5 protein-coding genes and 1 tRNA gene are annotated in these 25,788 nt (G+C 49.8%); 5 read left to right on the plus strand and 1 reads right to left on the minus strand.

Annotated elements, in window-relative coordinates:
- Positions 1-75 precede the first annotated feature (75 nt).
- The 3 genes from MJO52_RS01490 to MJO52_RS01500 are packed head-to-tail and all read left to right on the plus strand — an operon-like array spanning position 76 to position 21,631.
- On the plus strand, positions 76-1,857 hold the full coding sequence (locus MJO52_RS01490) for a ShlB/FhaC/HecB family hemolysin secretion/activation protein (RefSeq protein WP_252084239.1): 1,782 nt from the start codon (positions 76-78) through the stop codon (positions 1,855-1,857).
- Positions 1,858-1,916: 59 nt separating this feature from the next.
- Positions 1,917-17,522 (plus strand): filamentous hemagglutinin N-terminal domain-containing protein, encoded by a 15,606-nt coding sequence (locus tag MJO52_RS01495; protein WP_252084240.1) that lies wholly within the window; start codon positions 1,917-1,919, stop codon positions 17,520-17,522.
- Complete coding sequence (locus MJO52_RS01500) at positions 17,519-21,631, plus strand: beta strand repeat-containing protein (RefSeq protein WP_252084241.1); 4,113 nt, start codon at positions 17,519-17,521, stop codon at positions 21,629-21,631. The genes MJO52_RS01495 and MJO52_RS01500 overlap by 4 nt, the downstream gene beginning before the upstream one ends.
- A 155-nt stretch (positions 21,632-21,786) precedes the next feature.
- Here the strand turns inward: MJO52_RS01500 and MJO52_RS01505 are convergent.
- Positions 21,787-21,873 (minus strand) — tRNA-Leu (locus MJO52_RS01505).
- A 242-nt stretch (positions 21,874-22,115) separates the two neighbouring features.
- Here MJO52_RS01505 and rnr point away from each other — a divergent pair.
- Positions 22,116-24,845: a ribonuclease R gene (rnr, locus tag MJO52_RS01510; RefSeq protein WP_252084242.1), complete on the plus strand. Its 2,730-nt coding sequence runs from the start codon at positions 22,116-22,118 to the stop codon at positions 24,843-24,845.
- A gap of 12 nt (positions 24,846-24,857) precedes the next feature.
- Entirely contained in the window at positions 24,858-25,613 is a 756-nt protein-coding gene (gene rlmB / locus MJO52_RS01515; RefSeq protein WP_252084243.1) for a 23S rRNA (guanosine(2251)-2'-O)-methyltransferase RlmB, read from the plus strand.
- Positions 25,614-25,788 lie beyond the last annotated feature (175 nt).

The following is a 25,788-nucleotide window of genomic DNA, read 5'->3' on the forward strand; positions in this document are numbered from 1 at the left end:
GATACGCCAACAGTTAATGAGGCGGACGTAACCAAGGACTTCCTGCAGCGCACCTATGAAGCGGAAGATCCAAATTTGAATACTGAGATTCCAGATATCTCTCAACGTAATCAAGGCCCAAGAATTACTGTAAAAGAGTTTAAGTTTCATAGGTTAGAAGAATACCCAGATTTTGGTATTGAACGTGAAATTGTCGAAGAGATGGCAGAAAAACTTCGCGTCAAATTTATGAAAGAGGATAAAATCCTCGCTAGCGGTTATACGGTTGATAACCTAGAGGAGTTAGCAGTTTTATTGGGTAATATGCAAGCCCAATTTAATCCAGGTGGTTTGGGGCCTGCTGAACTCAAAAAACTCGTCAGTGTCATTGAGAAGCAGAATAAAGAGCGTGGTTTGAGTTACGCTGATCTGGAAGAAATTGCTGCGGAACTGACTAATTTTTATCGTCGCCAAGGACTTTTTCTCGCTCAGGTACAAATTCCTGCCCAAGATGTTGAGGATGGCGTTGTAACTCTGACGGTTCAAGAGGGATTGTTGGGGCAGGTCGCTGCTGAGGATAATAAAGAATATGCTCTGGAACAGCTGGCTAAGCCCTTTGAGAAACAAAAAGGTAAGCTAGTTAATCACGATAATATAGAAGAGGGTCTTTACCTTCTAAATGATCTGCCAGGCTTAAATGTTACCGGCTATTTTAGTGCAGGTGAAAATCCTGGTGAAACTAAGCTCAACTTGAAAGTACGCGATGCGTCTAGCTGGAAAACTTCATTTAGGGTGGATAACCACGGATCAGCTTATACTGGTGACCAGAGATTTTATACAACCGTAGACTGGTTGAATCCTCTGGGTATTGGAGATGCACTTACCATTGGCTATTTGAAATCGACTAATGTTTCCGATTTTGATTCGGACTTCGGTTCTGATCTTGGCCAGCTAAGATACAGCCTTCCACTATTTGGACCGCGCACTAGGCTTGAGTTAACAGCAGATTACAATGACTTTGTATTGCGTGATGTTGAGGATCCAGATAACCCTGTAAATGTGCTCGATATTCATGGTGACAATACCAGTTACGCGCTTACAGTGGATCATAAATTTCGTCGTTCACGGGGCTTCAACTTGACGGGCTCTTTTGGACTCACTGATAAAAAGTCCAATCTACGTGCAATTACCAAATTTGATGAGCCTGGTGATCATGTATACGGTGGTGAGCTAGGTTTTTACATGGACCACCTCTCCAGTGGTGCTATTTCCATGCTTAATATATTGAGTACCAATATTCAATATGGTGAGCATCAAAGGGAACTTGAAGGTAAGTTGCAAGCAGCGCGCGGTGACCATTTTACCAAAGTGTCGTTAAATAGTAGCTCACTACTATTTTTGCCGATGCCGTTCACTAATGATCAGTCTCGCCTAATAATTAAAAGCCGTATACAGCAAAGCGATAATCCCCTGCCTGCGTTTGAGCAGATTTCCTTGGGGGGGGCTAATGGAGTTAGAGCCTTTGATGTACGAGACTTTTCTGCTGATAGGGCCGGACTTTTATCTGCCGAATGGTATCCCAGTTTCCCCGAAGTGGTGAACCCTATCTTATTTGGTCAGCGCCTAAACGATATGATGCAAATTGCATTATTTGCCGATGTGGGTTACGGCATTGTGAATAACTATAAATCAGGGAAAGAGGATGACTGGGCCAGGCTTGCCGGAGGTGGTCTGCTGTTCAAGTTTACCTGGAACGAATTTTTCTCCAGCAAAGTATCAGTCGGTTGGCCTATTGAAAAAGCCTCTTCCATCGAAGGTACTGGTGAAGATATAGATCAGCCTATGGTCTATGCCGATTTTTCCATTTTTTATAACTAATAATTCAGAATATCATCGATAGCTGAAGCTGACCTGACCGCTCTATGCAAGGTACCGGTATGAAAGCCAAAAAAAATACTCTTGAACTGAAAAAACTGACTTCTGCAATCAAGGTATCTCGCTTAGCGTATGCTGGCATGTTTGCAGGCTTACTAAGCCCTCTGGCACATGCAGGCCCGGAAGGCGGTGTGGTAAACGGTGGTAGTGGCACAATCGATGTGAATGGTACGACCACCACAATCGATCAAAATACTGATCTGCTCTCGATAGATTGGGATTCTTTTAATCTAAGTGCTGAAGAGTTGGTTAAGTTTCTTCAGCCAAATACCTCCTCAGTCGTACTCAACCGAATTTTGGATCAAAGTGCTAGTACGATTCATGGCTCCATTGAAGCCAATGGCCACGTTATTCTAGTAAATCCGCGCGGAGTGCTCTTTACCGAAAGTGCCACTATTAATGTTGGTGCCATTACCGCCTCTGGGCTCGATATGAGCCCAGAGGATTTTATGAATGGCGACTTTACCTTTAAGGGGGAGGACGGCTCCGCGGGCTTTGTTGTAAATAAAGGTGTTATCAATGCAGCCAGTGCTGTATTGGTAGGTAAACAAGTCACCAACGCCTCGTCAGGTCTGATTAGCGCAGAGCTGGTCAGTTTGGCCGCCGCAGATGAAGCAATACTTACCTTCGATGCCGATGGCATGATCGGTGTACAAGTCACTAAAGAGGTGATGGAAAATGAACTGGGCGTCGATAGCGCCGTTTTAAATGAAGGTAATATCGATGGAGCTCAGGTTCTATTAGAGGCGAGCGTATCCGGTGACTTATTTACTGCTGCAGTAAATAACGAAGGCACAATTAAAGCCCAGGGAATCGACACCAGCGGTGGAAAAATCCGTTTATTTGGTTCCGGCTCCAGTGTAATCAATAGTGGCGAGTTACAAGCCGCTGGTTCCACGGGCGGTCAGGTGGTGCTCGAGGGTGATACTGCAGAGCACAGAGGTGCGATTGATATGCGTGGTAGCGCTGGCCGGGGCGGTCAGGCCATGGTTCTCGGTGATGAAGTTCTGGTCAGCGGCACCATAGATGCCCGTGGCACGGCTGGTGGTGGTGAAGTATTAATCGGTGGAGATTATCAAGGAAAGAATTCCCGGATTCGTAATGCCAAAAAAACAACAGTCACTGAAGATGCTCATATTGACACGAGTGGTTTAGGCGAAAGCGATGGTGGTGAGGTTATTGTTTGGGCCGACCATACTACGAATTTTGCCGGGACTATTTTAGCCGAGTCAGGTAAGCAAGGTGGTGATGGTGGTTTTGTAGAAACTTCAGGTAAGGTTTATCTTAACCTTGGTGAAGATGGCATGTATGTTTCTACCTTAAGCCATGGCAAAGGAATTACAGGAGAGTGGCTATTAGATCCAGGTTGGTTCGATATTCTAGATGATAGTTCAGAGGATGTTCCTGATTGCACAACTAACTGCATGAGTGTGGGTACATTACAGAACGCTTTAACTAATAATAGCGTAACTGTAAAAACAACTTCCAATAATGCTGCAAATGCTACTTGGAATAGTGGTAATGAAAGTTATTCTGGTGATTTCACTTACGGAATACGTATTCGAAATAATTTGAGTTGGAGCAGTAATACTACATTAACTCTAGATTCCCATGCTGGAGTAATGATACACCAAGATGCAACTGTAGATGCTGGTGGAGCTGGTAGCCTCTCTATTCTTGCCAAAACAGATGTAATTAATAACGGAACTATTCAAGGTCTAGTAAACTTTTCTGTGGCAACAGATGGTAGTTTCATTAATGCCGCATCGGCCGTATTGAATGATAGTTATTTTGGTTCCATAACTGCTGAGAATATTCAGATTATAGCTCAAGGGGATATCGAAAATAATCTGGATGGAGATAAGGCAGCAGAAATAGTTGCTAATAAGATCAATTTATCTGCTGGTGGCTCTTTTAATAATTACGGCAAGATAAATTTTTTAGGTATTTTAGATGATCAGGGTGCTTTTGAAGGGGATAGCTTCGAATTAAAGGTTGGTCAAAAAGGTGAGGGCTCAACTAATTATCTTGGTAAGATTTATTTTGATGGTGCATCGCAAGCTACTTTCAACGTTTTAGGTGGCAGTGGTTCTGATATATTTGTTCTTAGTGATTGGCAAGATGAAGTATTTATCACTGGGAATAATGCATTTGATCTGGTATCAACCTCAACAAATCCTGATGAGACCAGTGTAAATCATCTAAAATTGTCCTTTTCTAGCATCGAAACTCTTAATGCCGGTGCGGGTACAGATAGTATTATCGACGGTACTGGGCAAACCGGCAGCCAGTGGATTTTGGGGGCCGGGAATAAAGAGATCACAGGCTACAATATTGCCTTCAGTGATGTAGAAACTATCCAGGCAAATGTTGGCGAGTTGGTTGGCAGGAATGACCAAGATGAAATATTTACGCTTTCTGCTTACACAGATAATGGACAGCAAAAGACCCAGATTGATACTAAAGGCATGGCCTTTACCGGTATTGATATTTTAAGCGCTGGGGACTCAAGCTCTTTTACAGACACGATTAACAGTAGTGTTAACAATAGAAACTGGGCGCTCACAACAAGTGATAACCAGGTAGAGCATGCCGATGTCATCATCAATGATGCTGATATATTCAGTGGCGGTAATGGAATACTGCAGGGTGCGTCCAATAGCAATGATAGCTACCAAATTGTAAAAAATGCTGATAGCACAACGGCGATCCAAGTTGATGGAATGCACTTCAATGGGCTTACCCGAGTGGAAGCCGGAGCACATGCTGGTGTTAACACAACAGATATTTTGATCGGTACCGACGAGGCCGATACGTTTGGTTTCCTTAGTGGCGAATTACATACTTACGGTATCAGCTTCACCGGTATTGAAGAAGTTAATGCTGGAGGCACAAGTAATGATGGCATTTCTGATCAACTGAATACAGAAACTGATGTAAATCTCACCGGAAATCAAGAAGAGCTGCGCAATGCCAATATCCTGTTCAAAGATATTGAACAGGTCGCCTTTATTAACAACTCAAACGGCAAGATTGTCGGATCGGCTATAGACGACAGCTTTATCATTGCCAGTACCGCTGACAAAATCACAGCCAATAGTATTGACTTTACTGGCTTCAATAAAACGATTGATACCGGCGAGGGCACTGACACCGTTAGTACGCTTGTAGCCAACAGTACATGGAGTCTCTCGAATACAGATAAAGAAGCCACAAGCAGCGGAATTACCTTTACCAATATAGAAAAAGTCACCGCTTCAGATAATCAGGGCACACTGGAAAGTAAGAACGATGATAATGAATTTGCCCTGACTAGTGATGGACGTATTGATGCTGATGCTATTCGCTTTACTGGATTTACCACAATTGAGGGTAACGGTACTGCGTCACTAGATGCCAGTGCTATTAATGGCAATCTTCTTTTGCTAGATGACAACAATGTAAAAGCAGATTTTACCGATGGCAATATTATCGATATTACGATATCCGGTATTAATGAAGCGGTAGCGAGTAATCTGCTGGGTGCGGATATCGCTTATACAGTAAAAGATACCAACAAAGTTTTCGCTAAAGCGATCACCTTCTCCGGTGTTGATCGTATTGTTGATGCTGGCTCTAGTGGAGCTGTTACCTCTGAGACCAGCGACCAGTGGGAACTCGTTTCTGCGGATAATGAAGTTAAGCACTCAGGCATTACTTTTGCAGGAATGCGTAGTCTGACGGGTGGTAATAACACCCTCGTTGGTGCCGCTGATAACGGAGATAGCTATCAGCTTTCCCTGACAGGCGATATCACCGTTGACTCCATGATCTTTAAAGGTATTCGCAATGTGAATGCGAATACGGATGATACTAATTATACGGACACGGTAGATGCAACCGGTGCAGTTACTCTTCAAGGTAATAATGCCTTTGGTGTAACCATCGATCCTAATGGTAGCAGCTATGACATCAACTTCAGTGGCATTGATGCGGTTACTAATACAGGAATTTTAACCGGCACCACGGGTGCAGACACCTTCACCGTAGAGGGCGATAAAAAGCTGAGCAGCAAAGGCATCCAGTTCTCGGATGTGAGCTCTGTATTAGCCGGCAACGATACTAATATTGCCGACACCGTGAATGCAAAGGCTGGAGAAACGGTTGCGCTCACCGGAATCGCAAAAGAACTGATTACCAGCAATATCTTATTTAAACAGATTGAGGTAGCGGGTACTGGTGGTGAAAACCTTGTCGGTTCAGACTTAGCCGATACGATCGAGATTACTGGGGACAAGGCCTTCAAGGCCAATGAGATAGCCTTTACCGGTATCTCAAGTCTAAATACCGGTGCGGGTACAGACAGTATTATTGACGGTACTGGGCAAACCGGCAGTCAGTGGGTTTTGGGGGCCGGGAATAAAGAGATCACAGGCTACAATATTGCCTTCAGTGATGTAGAAACTATCCAGGCAAATGTTGGCGAGTTGGTTGGCAGGAATGACCAAGATGAAATATTTACGCTTTCTGCTTACACAGATAATGGACAGCAAAAGACCCAGATTGATACTAAAGGCATGGCCTTTACCGGTATTGATATTTTAAGCGCTGTGGACTCAAGCTCTTTTACAGACACGATTAACAGTAGTGTTAACAATAGAAACTGGGCGCTCACAACAAGTGATAACCAGATAGAGCATGCCGATGTCATCATCAATGATGCTGATATATTCAGTGGCGGTAATGGAATACTGCAGGGTGCGTCCAATAGCAATGATAGCTACCAAATTGTAAAAAATGCTGATAGCACAACGGCGATCCAAGTTGATGGAATGCACTTCAATGGGCTTACCCGAGTGGAAGCCGGAGCACATGCTGGTGTTAACACAACAGATATTTTGATCGGTACCGACGAGGCCGATACGTTTGGTTTCCTTAGTGGCGAATTACATACTTACGGTATCAGCTTCACCGGTATTGAAGAAGTTAATGCTGGAGGCACAAGTAATGATGGCATTTCTGATCAACTGAATACAGAAACTGATGTAAATCTCACCGGAAATCAAGAAGAGCTGCGCAATGCCAATATCCTGTTCAAAGATATTGAACAGGTCGCCTTTATTAACAACTCAAACGGCAAGATTGTCGGATCGGCTATAGACGACAGCTTTATCATTGCCAGTACCGCTGACAAAATCACAGCCAATAGTATTGACTTTACTGGCTTCAATAAAACGATTGATACCGGCGAGGGCACTGACACCGTTAGTACGCTTGTAGCCAACAGTACATGGAGTCTCTCGAATACAGATAAAGAAGCCACAAGCAGCGGAATTACCTTTACCAATATAGAAAAAGTCACCGCTTCAGATAATCAGGGCACACTGGAAAGTAAGAACGATGATAATGAATTTGCCCTGACTAGTGATGGACGTATTGATGCTGATGCTATTCGCTTTACTGGATTTACCACAATTGAGGGTAACGGTACTGCGTCACTAGATGCCAGTGCTATTAATGGCAATCTTCTTTTGCTAGATGACAACAATGTAAAAGCAGATTTTACCGATGGCAATATTATCGATATTACGATATCCGGTATTAATGAAGCGGTAGCGAGTAATCTGCTGGGTGCGGATATCGCTTATACAGTAAAAGATACCAACAAAGTTTTCGCTAAAGCGATCACCTTCTCCGGTGTTGATCGTATTGTTGATGCTGGCTCTAGTGGAGCTGTTACCTCTGAGACCAGCGACCAGTGGGAACTCGTTTCTGCGGATAATGAAGTTAAGCACTCAGGCATTACTTTTGCAGGAATGCGTAGTCTGACGGGTGGTAATAACACCCTCGTTGGTGCCGCTGATAACGGAGATAGCTATCAGCTTTCCCTGACAGGCGATATCACCGTTGACTCCATGATCTTTAAAGGTATTCGCAATGTGAATGCGAATACGGATGATACTAATTATACGGACACGGTAGATGCAACCGGTGCAGTTACTCTTCAAGGTAATAATGCCTTTGGTGTAACCATCGATCCTAATGGTAGCAGCTATGACATCAACTTCAGTGGCATTGATGCGGTTACTAATACAGGAATTTTAACCGGCACCACGGGTGCAGACACCTTCACCGTAGAGGGCGATAAAAAGCTGAGCAGCAAAGGCATCCAGTTCTCGGATGTGAGCTCTGTATTAGCCGGCAACGATACTAATATTGCCGACACCGTGAATGCAAAGGCTGGAGAAACGGTTGCGCTCACCGGAATCGCAAAAGAACTGATTACCAGCAATATCTTATTTAAACAGATTGAGGTAGCGGGTACTGGTGGTGAAAACCTTGTCGGTTCAGACTTAGCCGATACGATCGAGATTACTGGGGACAAGGCCTTCAAGGCCAATGAGATAGCCTTTACCGGTATCTCAAGTCTAAATACCGGTGCGGGTACAGACAGTATTATTGACGGTACTGGGCAAACCGGCAGTCAGTGGGTTTTGGGGGCCGGGAATAAAGAGATCACAGGCTACAATATTGCCTTCAGTGATGTAGAAACTATCCAGGCAAATGTTGGCGAGTTGGTTGGCAGGAATGACCAAGATGAAATATTTACGCTTTCTGCTTACACAGATAATGGACAGCAAAAGACCCAGATTGATACTAAAGGCATGGCCTTTACCGGTATTGATATTTTAAGCGCTGGGGACTCAAGCTCTTTTACAGACACGATTAACAGTAGTGTTAACAATAGAAACTGGGCGCTCACAACAAGTGATAACCAGATAGAGCATGCCGATGTCATCATCAATGATGCTGATATATTCAGTGGCGGTAATGGAATACTGCAGGGTGCGTCCAATAGCAATGATAGCTACCAAATTGTAAAAAATGCTGATAGCACAACGGCGATCCAAGTTGATGGAATGCACTTCAATGGGCTTACCCGAGTGGAAGCCGGAGCACATGCTGGTGTTAACACAACAGATATTTTGATCGGTACCGACGAGGCCGATACGTTTGGTTTCCTTAGTGGCGAATTACATACTTACGGTATCAGCTTCACCGGTATTGAAGAAGTTAATGCTGGAGGCACAAGTAATGATGGCATTTCTGATCAACTGAATACAGAAACTGATGTAAATCTCACCGGAAATCAAGAAGAGCTGCGCAATGCCAATATCCTGTTCAAAGATATTGAACAGGTCGCCTTTATTAACAACTCAAACGGCAAGATTGTCGGATCGGCTATAGACGACAGCTTTATCATTGCCAGTACCGCTGACAAAATCACAGCCAATAGTATTGACTTTACTGGCTTCAATAAAACGATTGATACCGGCGAGGGCACTGACACCGTTAGTACGCTTGTAGCCAACAGTACATGGAGTCTCTCGAATACAGATAAAGAAGCCACAAGCAGCGGAATTACCTTTACCAATATAGAAAAAGTCACCGCTTCAGATAATCAGGGCACACTGGAAAGTAAGAACGATGATAATGAATTTGCCCTGACTAGTGATGGACGTATTGATGCTGATGCTATTCGCTTTACTGGATTTACCACAATTGAGGGTAACGGTACTGCGTCACTAGATGCCAGTGCTATTAATGGCAATCTTCTTTTGCTAGATGACAACAATGTAAAAGCAGATTTTACCGATGGCAATATTATCGATATTACGATATCCGGTATTAATGAAGCGGTAGCGAGTAATCTGCTGGGTGCGGATATCGCTTATACAGTAAAAGATACCAACAAAGTTTTCGCTAAAGCGATCACCTTCTCCGGTGTTGATCGTATTGTTGATACTGGCTCTAGTGGAGCTGTTACCTCTGAGACCAGCGACCAGTGGGAACTCGTTTCTGCGGATAATGAAGTTAAGCACTCAGGCATTACTTTTGCAGGAATGCGTAGTCTGACGGGTGGTAATAACACCCTCGTTGGTGCCGCTGATAACGGAGATAGCTATCAGCTTTCCCTGACAGGCGATATCACCGTTGACTCCATGATCTTTAAAGGTATTCGCAATGTGAATGCGAATGATACTAATTATACGGACACGGTAGATGCAACCGGTGCAGTTACTCTTCAAGGTAATAATGCCTTTGGTGTAACCATCGATCCTAATGGTAGCAGCTATGACATCAACTTCAGTGGCATTGATGCGGTTACTAATACAGGAATTTTAACCGGCACCGCGGGTGCAGACACCTTCACCGTAGAGGGCGATAAAAAGCTGAGCAGCAAAGGCATCCAGTTCTCGGATGTGAGCTCTGTATTAGCCGGCAACGATACTAATATTGCCGACACCGTGAATGCAAAGGCTGGAGAAACGGTTGCGCTCACCGGAATCGCAAAAGAACTGATTACCAGCAATATCTTATTTAAACAGATTGAGGTAGCGGGTACTGGTGGTGAAAACCTTGTCGGTTCAGACTTAGCCGATACGATCGAGATTACTGGGGACAAGGCCTTCAAGGCCAATGAGATAGCCTTTACCGGTATCTCAAGTCTAAATACCGGTGCGGGTACAGACAGTATTATTGACGGTACTGGGCAAACCGGCAGTCAGTGGGTTTTGGGGGCCGGGAATAAAGAAATAACAGGCTACAATATTGCCTTCAGTGATGTAGAAACTATCCAGGCAAATGTTGGCGAGTTGGTTGGCAGGAATGACCAAGATGAAATATTTACGCTTTCTGCTTACACAGATAATGGACAGCAAAAGACCCAGATTGATACTAAAGGCATGGCCTTTACCGGTATTGATATTTTAAGCGCTGTGGACTCAAGCTCTTTTACAGACACGATTAACAGTAGTGTTAACAATAGAAACTGGGCGCTCACAACAAGTGATAACCAGATAGAGCATGCCGATGTCATCATCAATGATGCTGATATATTCAGTGGCGGTAATGGAATACTGCAGGGTGCGTCCAATAGCAATGATAGCTACCAAATTGTAAAAAATGCTGATAGCACAACGGCGATCCAAGTTGATGGAATGCACTTCAATGGGCTTACCCGAGTGGAAGCCGGAGCACATGCTGGTGTTAACACAACAGATATTTTGATCGGTACCGACGAGGCCGATACGTTTGGTTTCCTTAGTGGCGAATTACATACTTACGGTATCAGCTTCACCGGTATTGAAGAAGTTAATGCTGGAGGCACAAGTAATGATGGCATTTCTGATCAACTGAATACAGAAACTGATGTAAATCTCACCGGAAATCAAGAAGAGCTGCGCAATGCCAATATCCTGTTCAAAGATATTGAACAGGTCGCCTTTATTAACAACTCAAACGGCAAGATTGTCGGATCGGCTATAGACGACAGCTTTATCATTGCCAGTACCGCTGACAAAATCACAGCCAATAGTATTGACTTTACTGGCTTCAATAAAACGATTGATACCGGCGAGGGCACTGACACCGTTAGTACGCTTGTAGCCAACAGTACATGGAGTCTCTCGAATACAGATAAAGAAGCCACAAGCAGCGGAATTACCTTTACCAATATAGAAAAAGTCACCGCTTCAGATAATCAGGGCACACTGGAAAGTAAGAACGATGATAATGAATTTGCCCTGACTAGTGATGGACGTATTGATGCTGATGCTATTCGCTTTACTGGATTTACCACAATTGAGGGTAACGGTACTGCGTCACTAGATGCCAGTGCTATTAATGGCAATCTTCTTTTGCTAGATGACAACAATGTAAAAGCAGATTTTACCGATGGCAATATTATCGATATTACGATATCCGGTATTAATGAAGCGGTAGCGAGTAATCTGCTGGGTGCGGATATCGCTTATACAGTAAAAGATACCAACAAAGTTTTCGCTAAAGCGATCACCTTCTCCGGTGTTGATCGTATTGTTGATGCTGGCTCTAGTGGAGCTGTTACCTCTGAGACCAGCGACCAGTGGGAACTCGTTTCTGCGGATAATGAAGTTAAGCACTCAGGCATTACTTTTGCAGGAATGCGTAGTCTGACGGGTGGTAATAACACCCTCGTTGGTGCCGCTGATAACGGAGATAGCTATCAGCTTTCCCTGACAGGCGATATCACCGTTGACTCCATGATCTTTAAAGGTATTCGCAATGTGAATGCGAATACGGATGATACTAATTATACGGACACGGTAGATGCAACCGGTGCAGTTACTCTTCAAGGTAATAATGCCTTTGGTGTAACCATCGATCCTAATGGTAGCAGCTATGACATCAACTTCAGTGGCATTGATGCGGTTACTAATACAGGAATTTTAACCGGCACCACGGGTGCAGACACCTTCACCGTAGAGGGCGATAAAAAGCTGAGCAGCAAAGGCATCCAGTTCTCGGATGTGAGCTCTGTATTAGCCGGCAACGATACTAATATTGCCGACACCGTGAATGCAAAGGCTGGAGAAACGGTTGCGCTCACCGGAATCGCAAAAGAACTGATTACCAGCAATATCTTATTTAAACAGATTGAGGTAGCGGGTACTGGTGGTGAAAACCTTGTCGGTTCAGACTTAGCCGATACGATCGAGATTACTGGGGACAAGGCCTTCAAGGCCAATGAGATAGCCTTTACCGGTATCTCAAGTCTAAATACTGGTGCGGGTACAGACAGTATTATTGACGGTACTGGGCAAACCGGCAGTCAGTGGATTTTGGGGGCCGGGAATAAAGAGATCACAGGCTACAATATTGCCTTCAGTGATGTAGAAACTATCCAGGCAAATGTTGGCGAGTTGGTTGGCAGGAATGACCAAGATGAAATATTTACGCTTTCTGCTTACACAGATAATGGACAGCAAAAGACCCAGATTGATACTAAAGGCATGGCCTTTACCGGTATTGATATTTTAAGCGCTGGGGACTCAAGCTCTTTTACAGACACGATTAACAGTAGTGTTAACAATAGAAACTGGGCGCTCACAACAAGTGATAACCAGGTAGAGCATGCCGATGTCATCATCAATGATGCTGATATATTCAGTGGCGGTAATGGAATACTGCAGGGTGCGTCCAATAGCAATGATAGCTACCAAATTGTAAAAAATGCTGATAGCACAACGGCGATCCAAGTTGATGGGATGAGCTTCAATGGGCTTACCCGAGTGGAAGCCGGAGCACATGCTGGTGTTAATACATCGGATATTTTACTAGGCACCAATGATAAAGAAATATTTACTTTTAATGACAGTGCTGAGCTACAGGTTAATGGCTTAACGTTTACTGGTCTTGAGTCTGTCAATGCTTTGGGCGGCGATGATTATGTAGATGCCGAAAATTACTCTAATGGTCTGGAGCTAACAGGTATTGCTGGAGAGTTACGTCTTTACTCTCAGGGGTTACTTTTCCAGGATATTGAAGACGCTTACACGACAACTCTCTATGGCACCGATAATGTTGATGCTTTCAGCATAATTGAAAACGGAAATGACAACCTTGTTGTTGCCTCAGCGATTGATTTTACTGGGGTGACAATTGTCGATGCATTGGGAGGCCAGGACACCTTATCCGTCGATGAGGCAAATCTAGAAAATGGAAAAATCAACGGGATCCAATTCGTTAATCTCAGTGACATTATCTCCAGTAGCATTGTTATTGGGGCGTCCCAAGAAGGAGATTTTTATGTATTAGGGGATGGGTTGGTTTCATCTGATACTGATTCGCAAAATCCTGGATATGAATTTAATTTCACTGGTGTAACAAGTGTTAAAACAAATGGCTATGCAAGAACTGTAACTGGTTTACTTGGCCACAACTGGATAATTAATAACGCTAACACTGCGACGAATAATGGCATTACATTTTTTGATGTCTCTTACTTAATTGCAAAGAATGCAGGTTTAGAAGGGTACTCAAATTTAGGCTGGGCTTTGACTGCTAATGATAATGAAGTAAGTCATGCAGGAATTATTATAAAAAATGCGAATTTAATTAGTGGAGGCGGTAGCACGCTGACGGGCAAAGAAGGCTTCGCTGACACCTACACCTTCCTAGACGGCGGCAGCCAAGGGCAGTTAGTGAAGGTGGACGATATGCAGTTCGCCGGTCTCAGTACAGTCGCCGCCGGTGATGGAGGTGACACCGTGATTGGCCAGGCGGGCCAAGGTTGGGCCCTGACCGGCAATGCGAATGAAGTAGAGCACGGCGCGATCACCATCCAGAACGCCGAGTTTATCAGCGGCGGCATCAGCACCCTGATGGGGGGAGACTTCGCTGACACCTACACCTTCCTCGACGGCGGCAGCCAGGGTCAGTTGGTGAAGGTGGACAATATGCAGTTCGCCGGCCTCAGCACGGTCGCCGCCGCCGGTGGTGATGACACCGTGATCGGTCAAGCGGGCCAAGGTTGGGCCCTGACCGACAATGAGAATGAAGTAGAGCACGGCGCGATCACCATCCAGAACGCCGAGTTTATCAGCGGCGGTATCAGCACCCTGATGGGGGGAGACTTCGCTGACACCTACACCTTCCTCGACGGCGGCAGCCAGGGTCAGTTGGTGAAGGTGGACAATATGCAGTTCGCCGGCCTCAGCACGGTCGCCGCCGCCGGTGGGGATGACACCGTGATCGGTCAAGCGGGCCAAGGTTGGGCCCTGACCGACAATGAGAATGAAGTAGAGCACGGCGCGATCACCATCCAGAACGCCGAGTTTATCAGCGGCGGCATCAGCACCCTGATGGGGGGAGACTTCGCTGACACCTACACCTTCCTAGACGGCGGCAGCCAAGGGCAGTTAGTGAAGGTGGACGATATGCAGTTCGCCGGTCTCAGTACAGTCGCCGCCGGTGATGGAGGTGACACCGTGATTGGCCAGGCGGGCCAAGGTTGGGCCCTGACCGGCAATGCGAATGAAGTAGAGCACGGCGCGATCACCATCCAGAACGCCGAGTTTATCAGCGGCGGCATCAGCACCCTGATGGGGGGAGACTTCGCTGACACCTACACCTTCCTCGACGGCGGCAGCCAGGGTCAGTTGGTGAAGGTGGACAATATGCAGTTCGCCGGCCTCAGCACGGTCGCCGCCGCCGGTGGTGATGACACCGTGATCGGCCAGGCGGGCCAAGGTTGGGCCCTGACCGACAATGAGAATGAAGTAGAGCACGGCACGATCACCATCCAGAACGCCGAGTTTATCAGCGGCGGCATCAGCACCCTGATGGGGGGAGACTTCGCTGACACCTACACCTTCCTCGACGGCGGCAGCCAGGGTCAGTTGGTGAAGGTGGACAATATGCAGTTCGCCGGCCTCAGCACGGTCGCCGCCGCCGGTGGTGATGACACCGTGATCGGCCAGGCGGGCCAAGGTTGGGCCCTGACCGACAATGAGAATGAAGTAGAGCACGGCGCGATCACCATCCAGAACGCCGAGTTTATCAGCGGCGGCATCAGCACCCTGATGGGGGGAGACTTCGCTGACACCTACACCTTCCTCGACGGCGGCAGCCAGGGTCAGTTGGTGAAGGTGGACAATATGCAGTTCGCCGGCCTCAGCACGGTCGCCGCCGCCGGTGGTGATGACACCGTGATCGGCCAGGCGGGCCAAGGTTGGGCCCTGACCGACAATGAGAATGAAGTAGAGCACGGCGCGATCACCATCCAGAACGCCGAGTTTATCAGCGGCGGCATCAGCACCCTGATGGGGGGAGACTTCGCTGACACCTACACCTTCCTCGACGGCGGCAGCCAGGGTCAGTTGGTGAAGGTGGACAATATGCAGTTTGCCGGCCTCAGCACGGTCGCCGCCGCCGGTGGTGATGACACCGTGATCGGTCAGGCGGGCCAAGGTTGGGCCCTGACCGACAATGAGAATGAAGTAGAGCACGGCACGATCACCATCCAGAACGCCGAGTTTATCAGCGGCGGCATCAGCACCCTGATGGGGGGAGACTTCGCTGACACCTACACCTTCCTCGACGGCGGCAGCCAGGGTCAGTTGGTGAAGGTGGACAATATGCAGTTCGCCGGCCTCAGCACGGTCGCCGCCGCCGGTGGTGATGACACCGTGATTGGCCAGGCGGGCCAAGGTTGGGCCCTGACCGACAATGAGAATGAAGTAGAGCACGGCGCGATCACCATCCAGAACGCCGAGTTTATCAGCGGCGGCATCAGCACCCTGATGGGGGGAGACTTCGCTGACACCTACACCTTCCTCGACGGCGACAGCCAGGGTCAGTTGGTGAAGGTGGACAATATGCAGTTTGCCGGCCTCAGCACGGTCGCCGCCGCCGGTGGTGATGACACCGTGATCGGTCAGGCGGGCCAAGGTTGGGCCCTGACCGACAATGAGAATGAAGTAGAGCACGGCGCGATCACCATCCAGAACGCCGAGTTTATCAGCGGCGGCATCAGCACCCTGATGGGGGGAGACTTCGCTGACACCTACACCTTCCTCGACGGCGGCAGCCAGGGTCAGTTGGTGAAGGTGGACAATATGCAGTTCGCCGGCCTCAGCACGGTCGCCGCCGCCGGTGGTGATGACACCGTGATCGGTCAGGCGGGCCAAGGTTGGGCCCTGACCGACAATGAGAATGAAGTAGAGCACGGCACAATCACCATCCAGAACGCCGAGTTTATCAGCGGCGGCATCAGCACCCTGATGGGGGGAGACTTCGCTGACACCTACACCTTCCTCGACGGCGGCAGCCAGGGTCAGTTGGTGAAGGTGGACAATATGCAGTTCGCCGGCCTCAGCACGGTCGCCGCCGCCGGTGGTGATGACACCGTGATCGGTCAAGCGGGCCAAGGTTGGGCCCTGACCGACAATGAGAATGAAGTAGAGCACGGCGCGATCACCATCCAGAACGCCGAGTTTATCAGCGGCGGCATCAGCACCCTGATGGGGGGAGACTTCGCTGACACCTACACCTTCCTCGATGGCGGCAGCCAAGGGCAGTTAGTGAAGGTGGACGATATGCAGTTCGCCGGCCTCAGCACAGTCGCCGCCGCCGGAGGGGATGACACCGTGATCGGTCAAGCGGGCCAGGGCTGGGCCCTGACCGGCAATGAGAATGAAGTAGAGCACGGCGCGATCACCATCCAGAACGCCGAGTTTATCAGCGGCGGCACCAGCACGCTGGCGGGTGGAGACTTCGCAGACACCTACACCTTCCTCGACGGCGGCAGCCAGGGTCAGTTGGTGAAGGTGGACAATATGCAGTTTGCCGGCCTCAGCACGGTCGCCGCCGCCGGTGGTGATGACACCGTGATCGGTCAGGCGGGCCAAGGTTGGGCCCTGACCGACAATGAGAATGAAGTAGAGCACGGCACGATCACCATCCAGAACGCCGAGTTTATCAGCGGCGGCATCAGCACCCTGATGGGGGGAGACTTCGCTGACACCTACACCTTCCTCGACGGCGGCAGCCAGGGTCAGTTGGTGAAGGTGGACAATATGCAGTTCGCCGGCCTCAGCACGGTCGCCGCCGCCGGTGGTGATGACACCGTGATCGGTCAGGCGGGCCAAGGTTGGGCCCTGACCGACAATGAGAATGAAGTAGAGCACGGCGCGATCACCATCCAGAACGCCGAGTTTATCAGCGGCGGCATCAGCACCCTGATGGGGGGGACTTCGCTGACACCTACACCTTCCTCGACGGCGGCAGCCAGGGTCAGTTGGTGAAGGTGGACAATATGCAGTTTGCCGGCCTCAGCACGGTCGCCGCCGCCGGTGGTGATGACACCGTGATCGGTCAGGCGGGCCAAGGTTGGGCCCTGACCGACAATGAGAATGAAGTAGAGCACGGCGCGATCACCATCCAGAACGCCGAGTTTATCAGCGGCGGCATCAGCACCCTGATGGGGGGAGACTTCGCTGACACCTACACCTTCCTCGACGGCGGCAGCCAGGGTCAGTTGGTGAAGGTGGACACTATGCAGTTCGCCGGCCTCAGCACGGTCGCCGCCGCCGGTGGTGATGACACCGTGATCGGTCAGGCGGGCCAAGGTTGGGCCCTGACCGACAATGAGAATGAAGTAGAGCACGGCGCGATCACCATCCAGAACGCCGAGTTTATCAGCGGCGGCATCAGCACCCTGATGGGGGGAGACTTCGCTGACACCTACACCTTCCTCGACGGCGGCAGCCAGGGTCAGTTGGTGAAGGTGGACAATATGCAGTTCGCCGGCCTCAGCACGGTCGCCGCCGCCGGTGGTGATGACACCGTGATCGGTCAGGCGGGCCAAGGTTGGGCCCTGACCGACAATGAGAATGAAGTAGAGCACGGCGCGATCACCATCCAGAACGCCGAGTTTATCAGCGGCGGCATCAGCACCCTGATGGGGGGAGACTTCGCTGACACCTACACCTTCCTCGACGGCGGCAGCCAGGGTCAGTTGGTGAAGGTGGACAATATGCAGTTCGCCGGCCTCAGCACGGTCGCCGCCGCCGGTGGTGATGACACCGTGATCGGCCAGGCGGGCCAAGGTTGGGCCCTGACCGACAATGAGAATGAAGTAGAGCACGGCACGATCACCATCCAGAACGCCGAGTTTATCAGCGGCGGCATCAGCACCCTGATGGGGGGAGACTTCGCTGACACCTACACCTTCCTCGACGGCGGCAGCCAGGGTCAGTTGGTGAAGGTGGACAATATGCAGTTCGCCGGCCTCAGCACGGTCGCCGCCGCCGGTGGTGATGACACCGTGATCGGCCAGGCGGGCCAAGGTTGGGCCCTGACCGACAATGAGAATGAAGTAGAGCACGGCGCGATCACCATCCAGAACGCCGAGTTTATCAGCGGCGGCATCAGCACCCTGATGGGGGGAGACTTCGCTGACACCTACACCTTCCTCGACGGCGGCAGCCAGGGTCAGTTGGTGAAGGTGGACAATATGCAGTTCGCCGGCCTCAGCACGGTCGCCGCCGCCGGTGGTGATGACACCGTGATCGGCCAGGCGGGCCAAGGTTGGGCCCTGACCGACAATGAGAATGAAGTAGAGCACGGCGCGATCACCATCCAGAACGCCGAGTTTATCAGCGGCGGCATCAGCACCCTGATGGGGGGAGACTTCGCTGACACCTACACCTTCCTCGACGGCGGCAGCCAGGGTCAGTTGGTGAAGGTGGACAATATGCAGTTCGCCGGCCTCAGCACGGTCGCCGCCGCCGGTGGTGATGACACCGTGATCGGCCAGGCGGGCCAAGGTTGGGCCCTGACCGACAATGAGAATGAAGTAGAGCACGGCGCGATCACCATCCAGAACGCCGAGTTTATCAGCGGCGGCATCAGCACCCTGATGGGGGGAGACTTCGCTGACACCTACACCTTCCTCGACGGCGGCAGCCAGGGTCAGTTGGTGAAGGTGGACAATATGCAGTTCGCCGGCCTCAGCACGGTCGCCGCCGCCGGTGGTGATGACACCGTGATCGGTCAAGCGGGCCAAGGTTGGGCCCTGACCGACAATGAGAATGAAGTAGAGCACGGCGCGATCACCATCCAGAACGCCGAGTTTATCAGCGGCGGCATCAGCACGCTGGTGGGTGGAGAACATACGGACACTTTCTCCTTAAGTAAGTCCGGAGCGGATGCCATAGTGCGAGTCGACAACATGACATTTATGGAACTTGATTCTGTGGATGCAGGCGAAGGCTCAGACACTATTGTGGCTACAAGTGATATAGCTGGAGAAACCTGGGTATTGGGATTAGGCCGCGGTGCTCTTGCTGTTGCAGGTGTGAGCTTTGAGGGCATTGAGCAGGTTGATGCAGACAACGTGTCGCTGGACGCATCAACAAATAATCAGGCAGACACTTTCGAACTTGCCAAAACTGGGAAATCGCTCAAAGCGCGGGGTATTGAGTTCTCGTCTGTTGCCAGCGTTTCTGCGGGAAGTGGTAACGATGATAGCGATACGATTCAGAGCGATGCGGGAAGTTGGCAGTTAGCTGGTACTGCAAATGCCCTTGAGGTGAATGGTGTTCAATTTAGCGGTATTGATCATGTAGAAACTAATAATGCACAGTTATACGGTACTGACGCTGATGATATCTTAGCCCTAACTGAGTCTGGAATCGCCACGGCCGGAATAGCATTTACAGGCATTACTAAAGTCAGCAGTGAGGGAGGTACTGACCATCTTATAGGTACCTCTGGCAAGGATACCTTTGTCCTGGCTTCCAATGGTGATATTACTGCTGCGGGCATTCTCTTTACCGGGCTTGAAAGTGTGGATACTGGTGAGGGTGAGGACACTGTTAATGCAGCCGGTAGTGGCGCTAGCTGGACATCTTCCAGTAATGGCAGCTCCCTAGAAAACGGAACGGCTCAAGCCAGGGTGAATGGCCTGACTGTTCTGTTTGATAATCTTGAGATGGTCCAGGGCGTGGGTACATATATTGGCCAGGACATCGGCAGTAACTATGTCTTCGATAGCCTCAACAGCATGACAGTTGCCGGGGTCACTTTTGCGGATCTGGAGAGCCTGAGTGCGGGTAGTGGAAACGATACTATCCAGGGGGCCAATATCGATGCGGTTTGGGATATTAACGATGCGCAGAGTACCGTAAGCGGCAATAACAAAAAGCTTGTGTTTAGCGGTATTGAAGCGATAAATGCGGGTAGTGGCCAGGATACTTTTAATTTAAATGGCGGTGAGCTTGCTTCAATAGATACCGGTGCAGGTAATGACACGGTCATACTCTCTGCAACCACCATCGATAGTATTTCCCTGGGAGAGGGGGATGACTACGTGGAAGTCAATGAGAATAGCTCTGACACAGTAGCACTCTCTGGTGGCAGCGGAAGTGATTCCTTCCAGTACAACCTTGCTGGTGATACCTGGCAGGTGAAATCCTCTGGCAACAAAGTAGGCAACTTTAGCTTCTCTGATTTTGAGTTCCTTGATAACACTTCCAGTAATCTCACTTTGGAAACAGACTTTGCTTTTGATTTTGAAAATGGCGGTGTTAATTCCGGCAGCTTTAACAAAAGCGGCGTAGGTTTGCGATTTGCTGGCAGTGGTATGCGTCTCGGTTACGATGGATCAGGGGATATTAATGTACTTAGCAGTGCCACGGGTACTATTGGCGGTAGCCTCAAAGCTAAGCGTGCAGATTTGGTGGTCAGCGGAGATGTCAACATTGAGTCCGATGTCGATGTCCTTGCTATCTCTACTTCCGGGCCGGATGTCGATATTACGGTGCTGGCGAAAGACAACCTACTGATTGATGAAATCAATGCCGGTCGCGGTAACGTTCAGTTGGCGAGTGAGGGCTTTGGTATGCTCACCGCTGAAACCTACGGCGATACCCATATCACAGCGGGCAATATCACTCTGGGTACCGATACTCAGCTCTGGAGTATTATCGGTAGCGAGTTGGTGCCGCTGCGTATGGATGCGCTTACCAATGTGGCCATTGTTTCTGTCTCCTATTACGAGCCTGAATTTATTGGGCAGGTGCCTAACTTCACTAGTAAGGGTGACGAGCTGCAGTCTATCGCTGGTGCTCAGGCATCCCAGGGATTGCGCTCCGCAATCCAAAATGGTGTTGAGGACTTCACCCAGGTTGACCCGGCGATTTTCAGTGCGGTGAAACCTTACAGTAGTGGAGTGGATGCGGTGAATTCCCCGGAAATGCGTTTGAGATCCGGTGAGTTGTTACCTGCAGCAGGACTTTCCGGAACCGATGAGGAAGATCCGGAATTCGACGCCAGGCTGGAAGAGAGCCAGGATGTTACTGTCGACTACCGTGAGCAGGAGACCTTGGCCTCCATTAATTCAGGGGGCTGATGACCCCTAGAAGACTTTAAAATACCGAACCGGCCCCAGTGGCCGGTTTTTTTATGGGCGTTTGTATTGGAAATATCTGGGGACTTTTCGTGGGTAAGATTTACATAAGCCGCAACGAAAAAAGGCCGACTCTTTCGAGTCAGCCTTTTTGGAATTGGTGCCCAGGAGAGGACTTGAACCTCCACGACCGTTAGGTCACTAGCACCTGAAGCTAGCGCGTCTACCAATTCCGCCACCTGGGCAAATCAACGTGTGCTCCGTTGAGGACGCGAACTATAGAGATCTGCAGGGGGAGTGTCAACGGTTTCTTAGCGCTTATTTCAACATTTTACCCAAAGGTCTGGAAATGTGCTGAAATCGCTTATAATGCGTTCAACAGCGGCGAAACATTGAACAAAAACTCTCTACCTCCGCCGCCTGCCTTTGACCGGATAACCTCCGGAAGCCGCCTCAATGGGCGGTTATCTCAACAACGGATGCTGTTTTGACACACAAAAATACTTCAGGCCCCCTCAACGCTGACCCTCATGCCCAGCGAGAGGCGGAAAAATATGAAAAGCCTATCCCCAGCCGAGAATATTTGCTGCAACTTTTGGAGCAGCAGGCGGAACCGGTGCCCTGGGAATTTGTTGCCGACCTTCTTGAATTAGAAGATGAGGACCGGCGTGAAGGGGTGCGCCGGCGTCTAATCGCCATGTCCCGAGATGGCCAGATTGCCAGCAATCGCTCCGGTGATTTTGGTGTGCTGGACAAAATGAGCCTGGTTCGTGGCCGCGTTATTGGCCACCGCGACGGTTTTGGTTTCGTTGTGCCCACGGATGGTGACGGCGATTTATTTTTGTCCCATCGACAAATGCGCAAAGTCTTTGACGGCGATGAGGTGCTGGTGCGGGAGACTCCCGGCGGCTTTCGCGGCAAGCGTGAAGGTGCCGTGGTTCGGGTAATCAAGCACAATACCGAACAGCTGGCTGGGCGCCTTTACCGGGAAAATGGTATCTGTTTTGTGCGGCCCGATAACCCCCGCGTGAACCTCGATGTGATGGTAGCGGCAGAAGATGCCGCCGGTGCCGAACACGGCCAATATGTCGTGGTAAAAATTGTCACACAACCTGGGCGTGACCGCGTACCCCAGGGGGAAGTGCTGGAAGTGCTCGGCGACCATTTGGCACCGGGCATGGAGATCGATGTCGCGATCCGCAACTATGGCATCCCCCATATCTGGCCCGCGGCCTTACAGGCGGAAGTGGATGCCATTGCCGATGAAGTGCTGGAAGAGGATAAAAAAGCGCGGGTTGACTTGCGCCAATTACCCCTGGTCACTATTGATGGTGAGGATGCCCGCGATTTTGATGATGCAGTTTACTGTGAGCTTTTGCCTGACAACAGTTGGAAGCTGCTGGTAGCCATTGCCGATGTGTCTCACTACGTGCGCCCCGGCTCGGTGCTCGATGAGGAGGCCCATAGCCGCGGCAACTCGGTTTATTTTCCCGACTTTGTCGTGCCTATGCTGCCGGAGAAATTGTCTAATGGGCTCTGCTCATTAAATCCGGAGGTAGATCGCTTGTGTATGGTGTGCGAGATGCACATTGATCGCAGCGGTGAAATTACCGATTACCGTTTCTTTGAAGGTTTGATGCGCAGTCATGCGCGACTGACTTATACCCAGGTAGGGCAGGTATTAGAAGAACGGGACAATCGCGATAGTGGTCTGCGTAAGCAGTTTGCCGCACTGGTTCCACATCTGGATAATTTGCACGATTTGTACTTGGCGTTGCGCAGTGCCCGCGATCGGCGTGGGGCGATAGATTTTGAAACCACCGAAACCCGTATTCTGTTTGACAGCGAACGCAAGATTGAGCGCATAGTGCCGGTTACCCGCAACGATGCGCACAAACTGATCGAAGAGTGCATGTTGGCGGCCAATGTCTGTGCGGCGGATTTAATGGAGCTGTCGGAATTACCGGCTCTCTATCGTGTGCACGATGCCCCGAAAGAAGAAAAACTCAGCAACTTGCGCGAGTACCTCGGTGAGCTGGGATTGCGACTGCCCGGTGGCTCCGAGCCACAGCCCGCGGATTTTCAGGCGTTACTGGAGCAGGTCGAGGGCCGTGCGGATGCCCATATAATTCAAGTGATGTTACTGCGTTCCATGAATCAGGCGGTCTATCAACCGGAAAATCGCGGCCACTTTGGTTTGGATTATCGCGCCTATGCCCATTTCACCTCACCCATTCGCCGCTATCCCGATTTGCTGTTGCACCGTGCCCTGCGCTGGCTAATTCGCAATGGTAGTGCCAATGAAGCGGCAGTGGTGCAGAAGGTATACAGCGTGCCGGGTGCCAGGCCCATCGATCGACAGCAGATACTGCCCTACGATATGCCGGCGATGTTACAGCTCGGCGAGCAGTGTTCCATGACTGAACGCCGTGCAGACGATGCTACCCGCGATGTGGTTAGCTGGCTCAAGTGCGAATATTTGCAGGATCATGTGGGTGAAGTTTATTCCGGCGTAATTAGTGCGGTAACGGGGTTCGGCTTATTTGTCGAGCTCAATGATCTTTTTGTTGAGGGGTTGATCCACGTGACCGCGCTGCCAAAAGATTATTACCGCTTTGAGCAGGCGCACCAGCGTTTAATCGGCGAACGCAGTGGCAAACGCTACCATCTAGGTGACTCAGTTAGCGTTCAGGTGGCGCGGGTCGATCTTGAAGAGCGCAAAGTAGACTTTATTCTCGAGGAATTGGTGCCGCGTCAAAAGGCCTCCCGTGCTAAGAAAGAAACGACTAAGGTCAGTGCCCGCGCGATGGAAATGGCTGTAGAGCATCAATTGGAGCGGGAGCGGCGCAGCAAGCAGAAAAAAGACAGCAGCCGTAAATCACATGCCAGCCCCTGGGGAAAGCGCGCAGAAACCTCAGCGGAAGTAGCGCCTATTCGCAAACGTAAGGTCGGCTCCAAAGAAGCGGTACCTGTGGGAGAGCTGACGGAGGATAAGCCCAGTACGAGCAAGAAAAAATCAAGCGAGGATGCCGACAAGCAAAAAACTGAGGCGCCGGCAAAGCGTCGCGGAAGCAAGCGCACTCCCACGCGCAAAGGCGGTAAACGCCCAGCGGTAGCTGCGCGCAAGGCTGCACAAAAAGCGGAAAAGGCCAAAACGCGTAGCGGCAAAGTTAAAAAGAAGAAGAAAGCTTCTTCTACCAGTAAAAAGAAAAAGTGATCGAGGCATAAGTTGAGCCAAGAATTGGTATATGGCCTGCACGCGGTGCAGGCTTTGTTAAAGGGTTCCCCACAAAATGTGCAGGAGTTGATGCTATTGCGTGGGCGCAAAGACCAGCGCTTGCAAAAAATTATTCAGCAGGCGGAAAAAAATGATATCGCACTGCGTTTTGTCGACCGTCGCACTCTGGATGATAAGGTGGAAGAGGGCGCTAATCACCAGGGGGTAATCGCTCTTTGTGCGAGTAAAACCCAGGTTCTGGATGAGAAATTTCTGTTTGGCATGCTCGAAAAGCTGGACCAGAAAGGTGAGGCGCCATTTCTCTTGGTCCTGGATGGCGTGACCGATCCCCATAATTTGGGTGCCTGCTTGCGCTCAGCGGAGGCTGCCGGTGTACATGCTGTGATTGCGCCCAAGGATAAATCCGCAGGTTTGACCCCGACAGCCCGCAAGGTGGCCTGTGGTGCGGCTGAGGTTTTACCCTTTGTTACGGTGACCAACCTCGCGCGTACCCTACAGCAGTTACAGCAGGCTGGAGTGTGGATTTTTGGTGCGGCAGGAGAGGCTACTCAGGATGTCTACCAGTCTCAGTTGACGGGTCCTATGGCTTTAGTGATGGGTGCCGAAGGCAGTGGCCTGCGCCGATTAACCCGGGAGCACTGTGATCATTTAATTAAAATTCCGATGGCCGGTGAAGTCAGCAGCCTGAATGTGTCTGTTGCCACTGGCGTTTGTCTATTTGAAGCGGTGCGCCAGCGCAGCGCCTGATTTATTCTTTTTTTTCTGATCTGTAAGTCCTGCTGATTACTCATACCGGGACTTACAGCATCTCGGCGTAGCGCTTCACACGCAAACCTCTTTTTCCCCTCTATTTCCACTATTCACTGCTAGATTTTTTCCACTGTCACACAGCAATTTTACTGTGCAGCTTTCTATTTCATGC

The sequence above is a fragment of the Microbulbifer variabilis genome (assembly GCF_023716485.1).
In the GTDB taxonomy this organism is placed as follows: Bacteria; Pseudomonadota; Gammaproteobacteria; order Pseudomonadales; family Cellvibrionaceae; genus Microbulbifer; species Microbulbifer variabilis_B.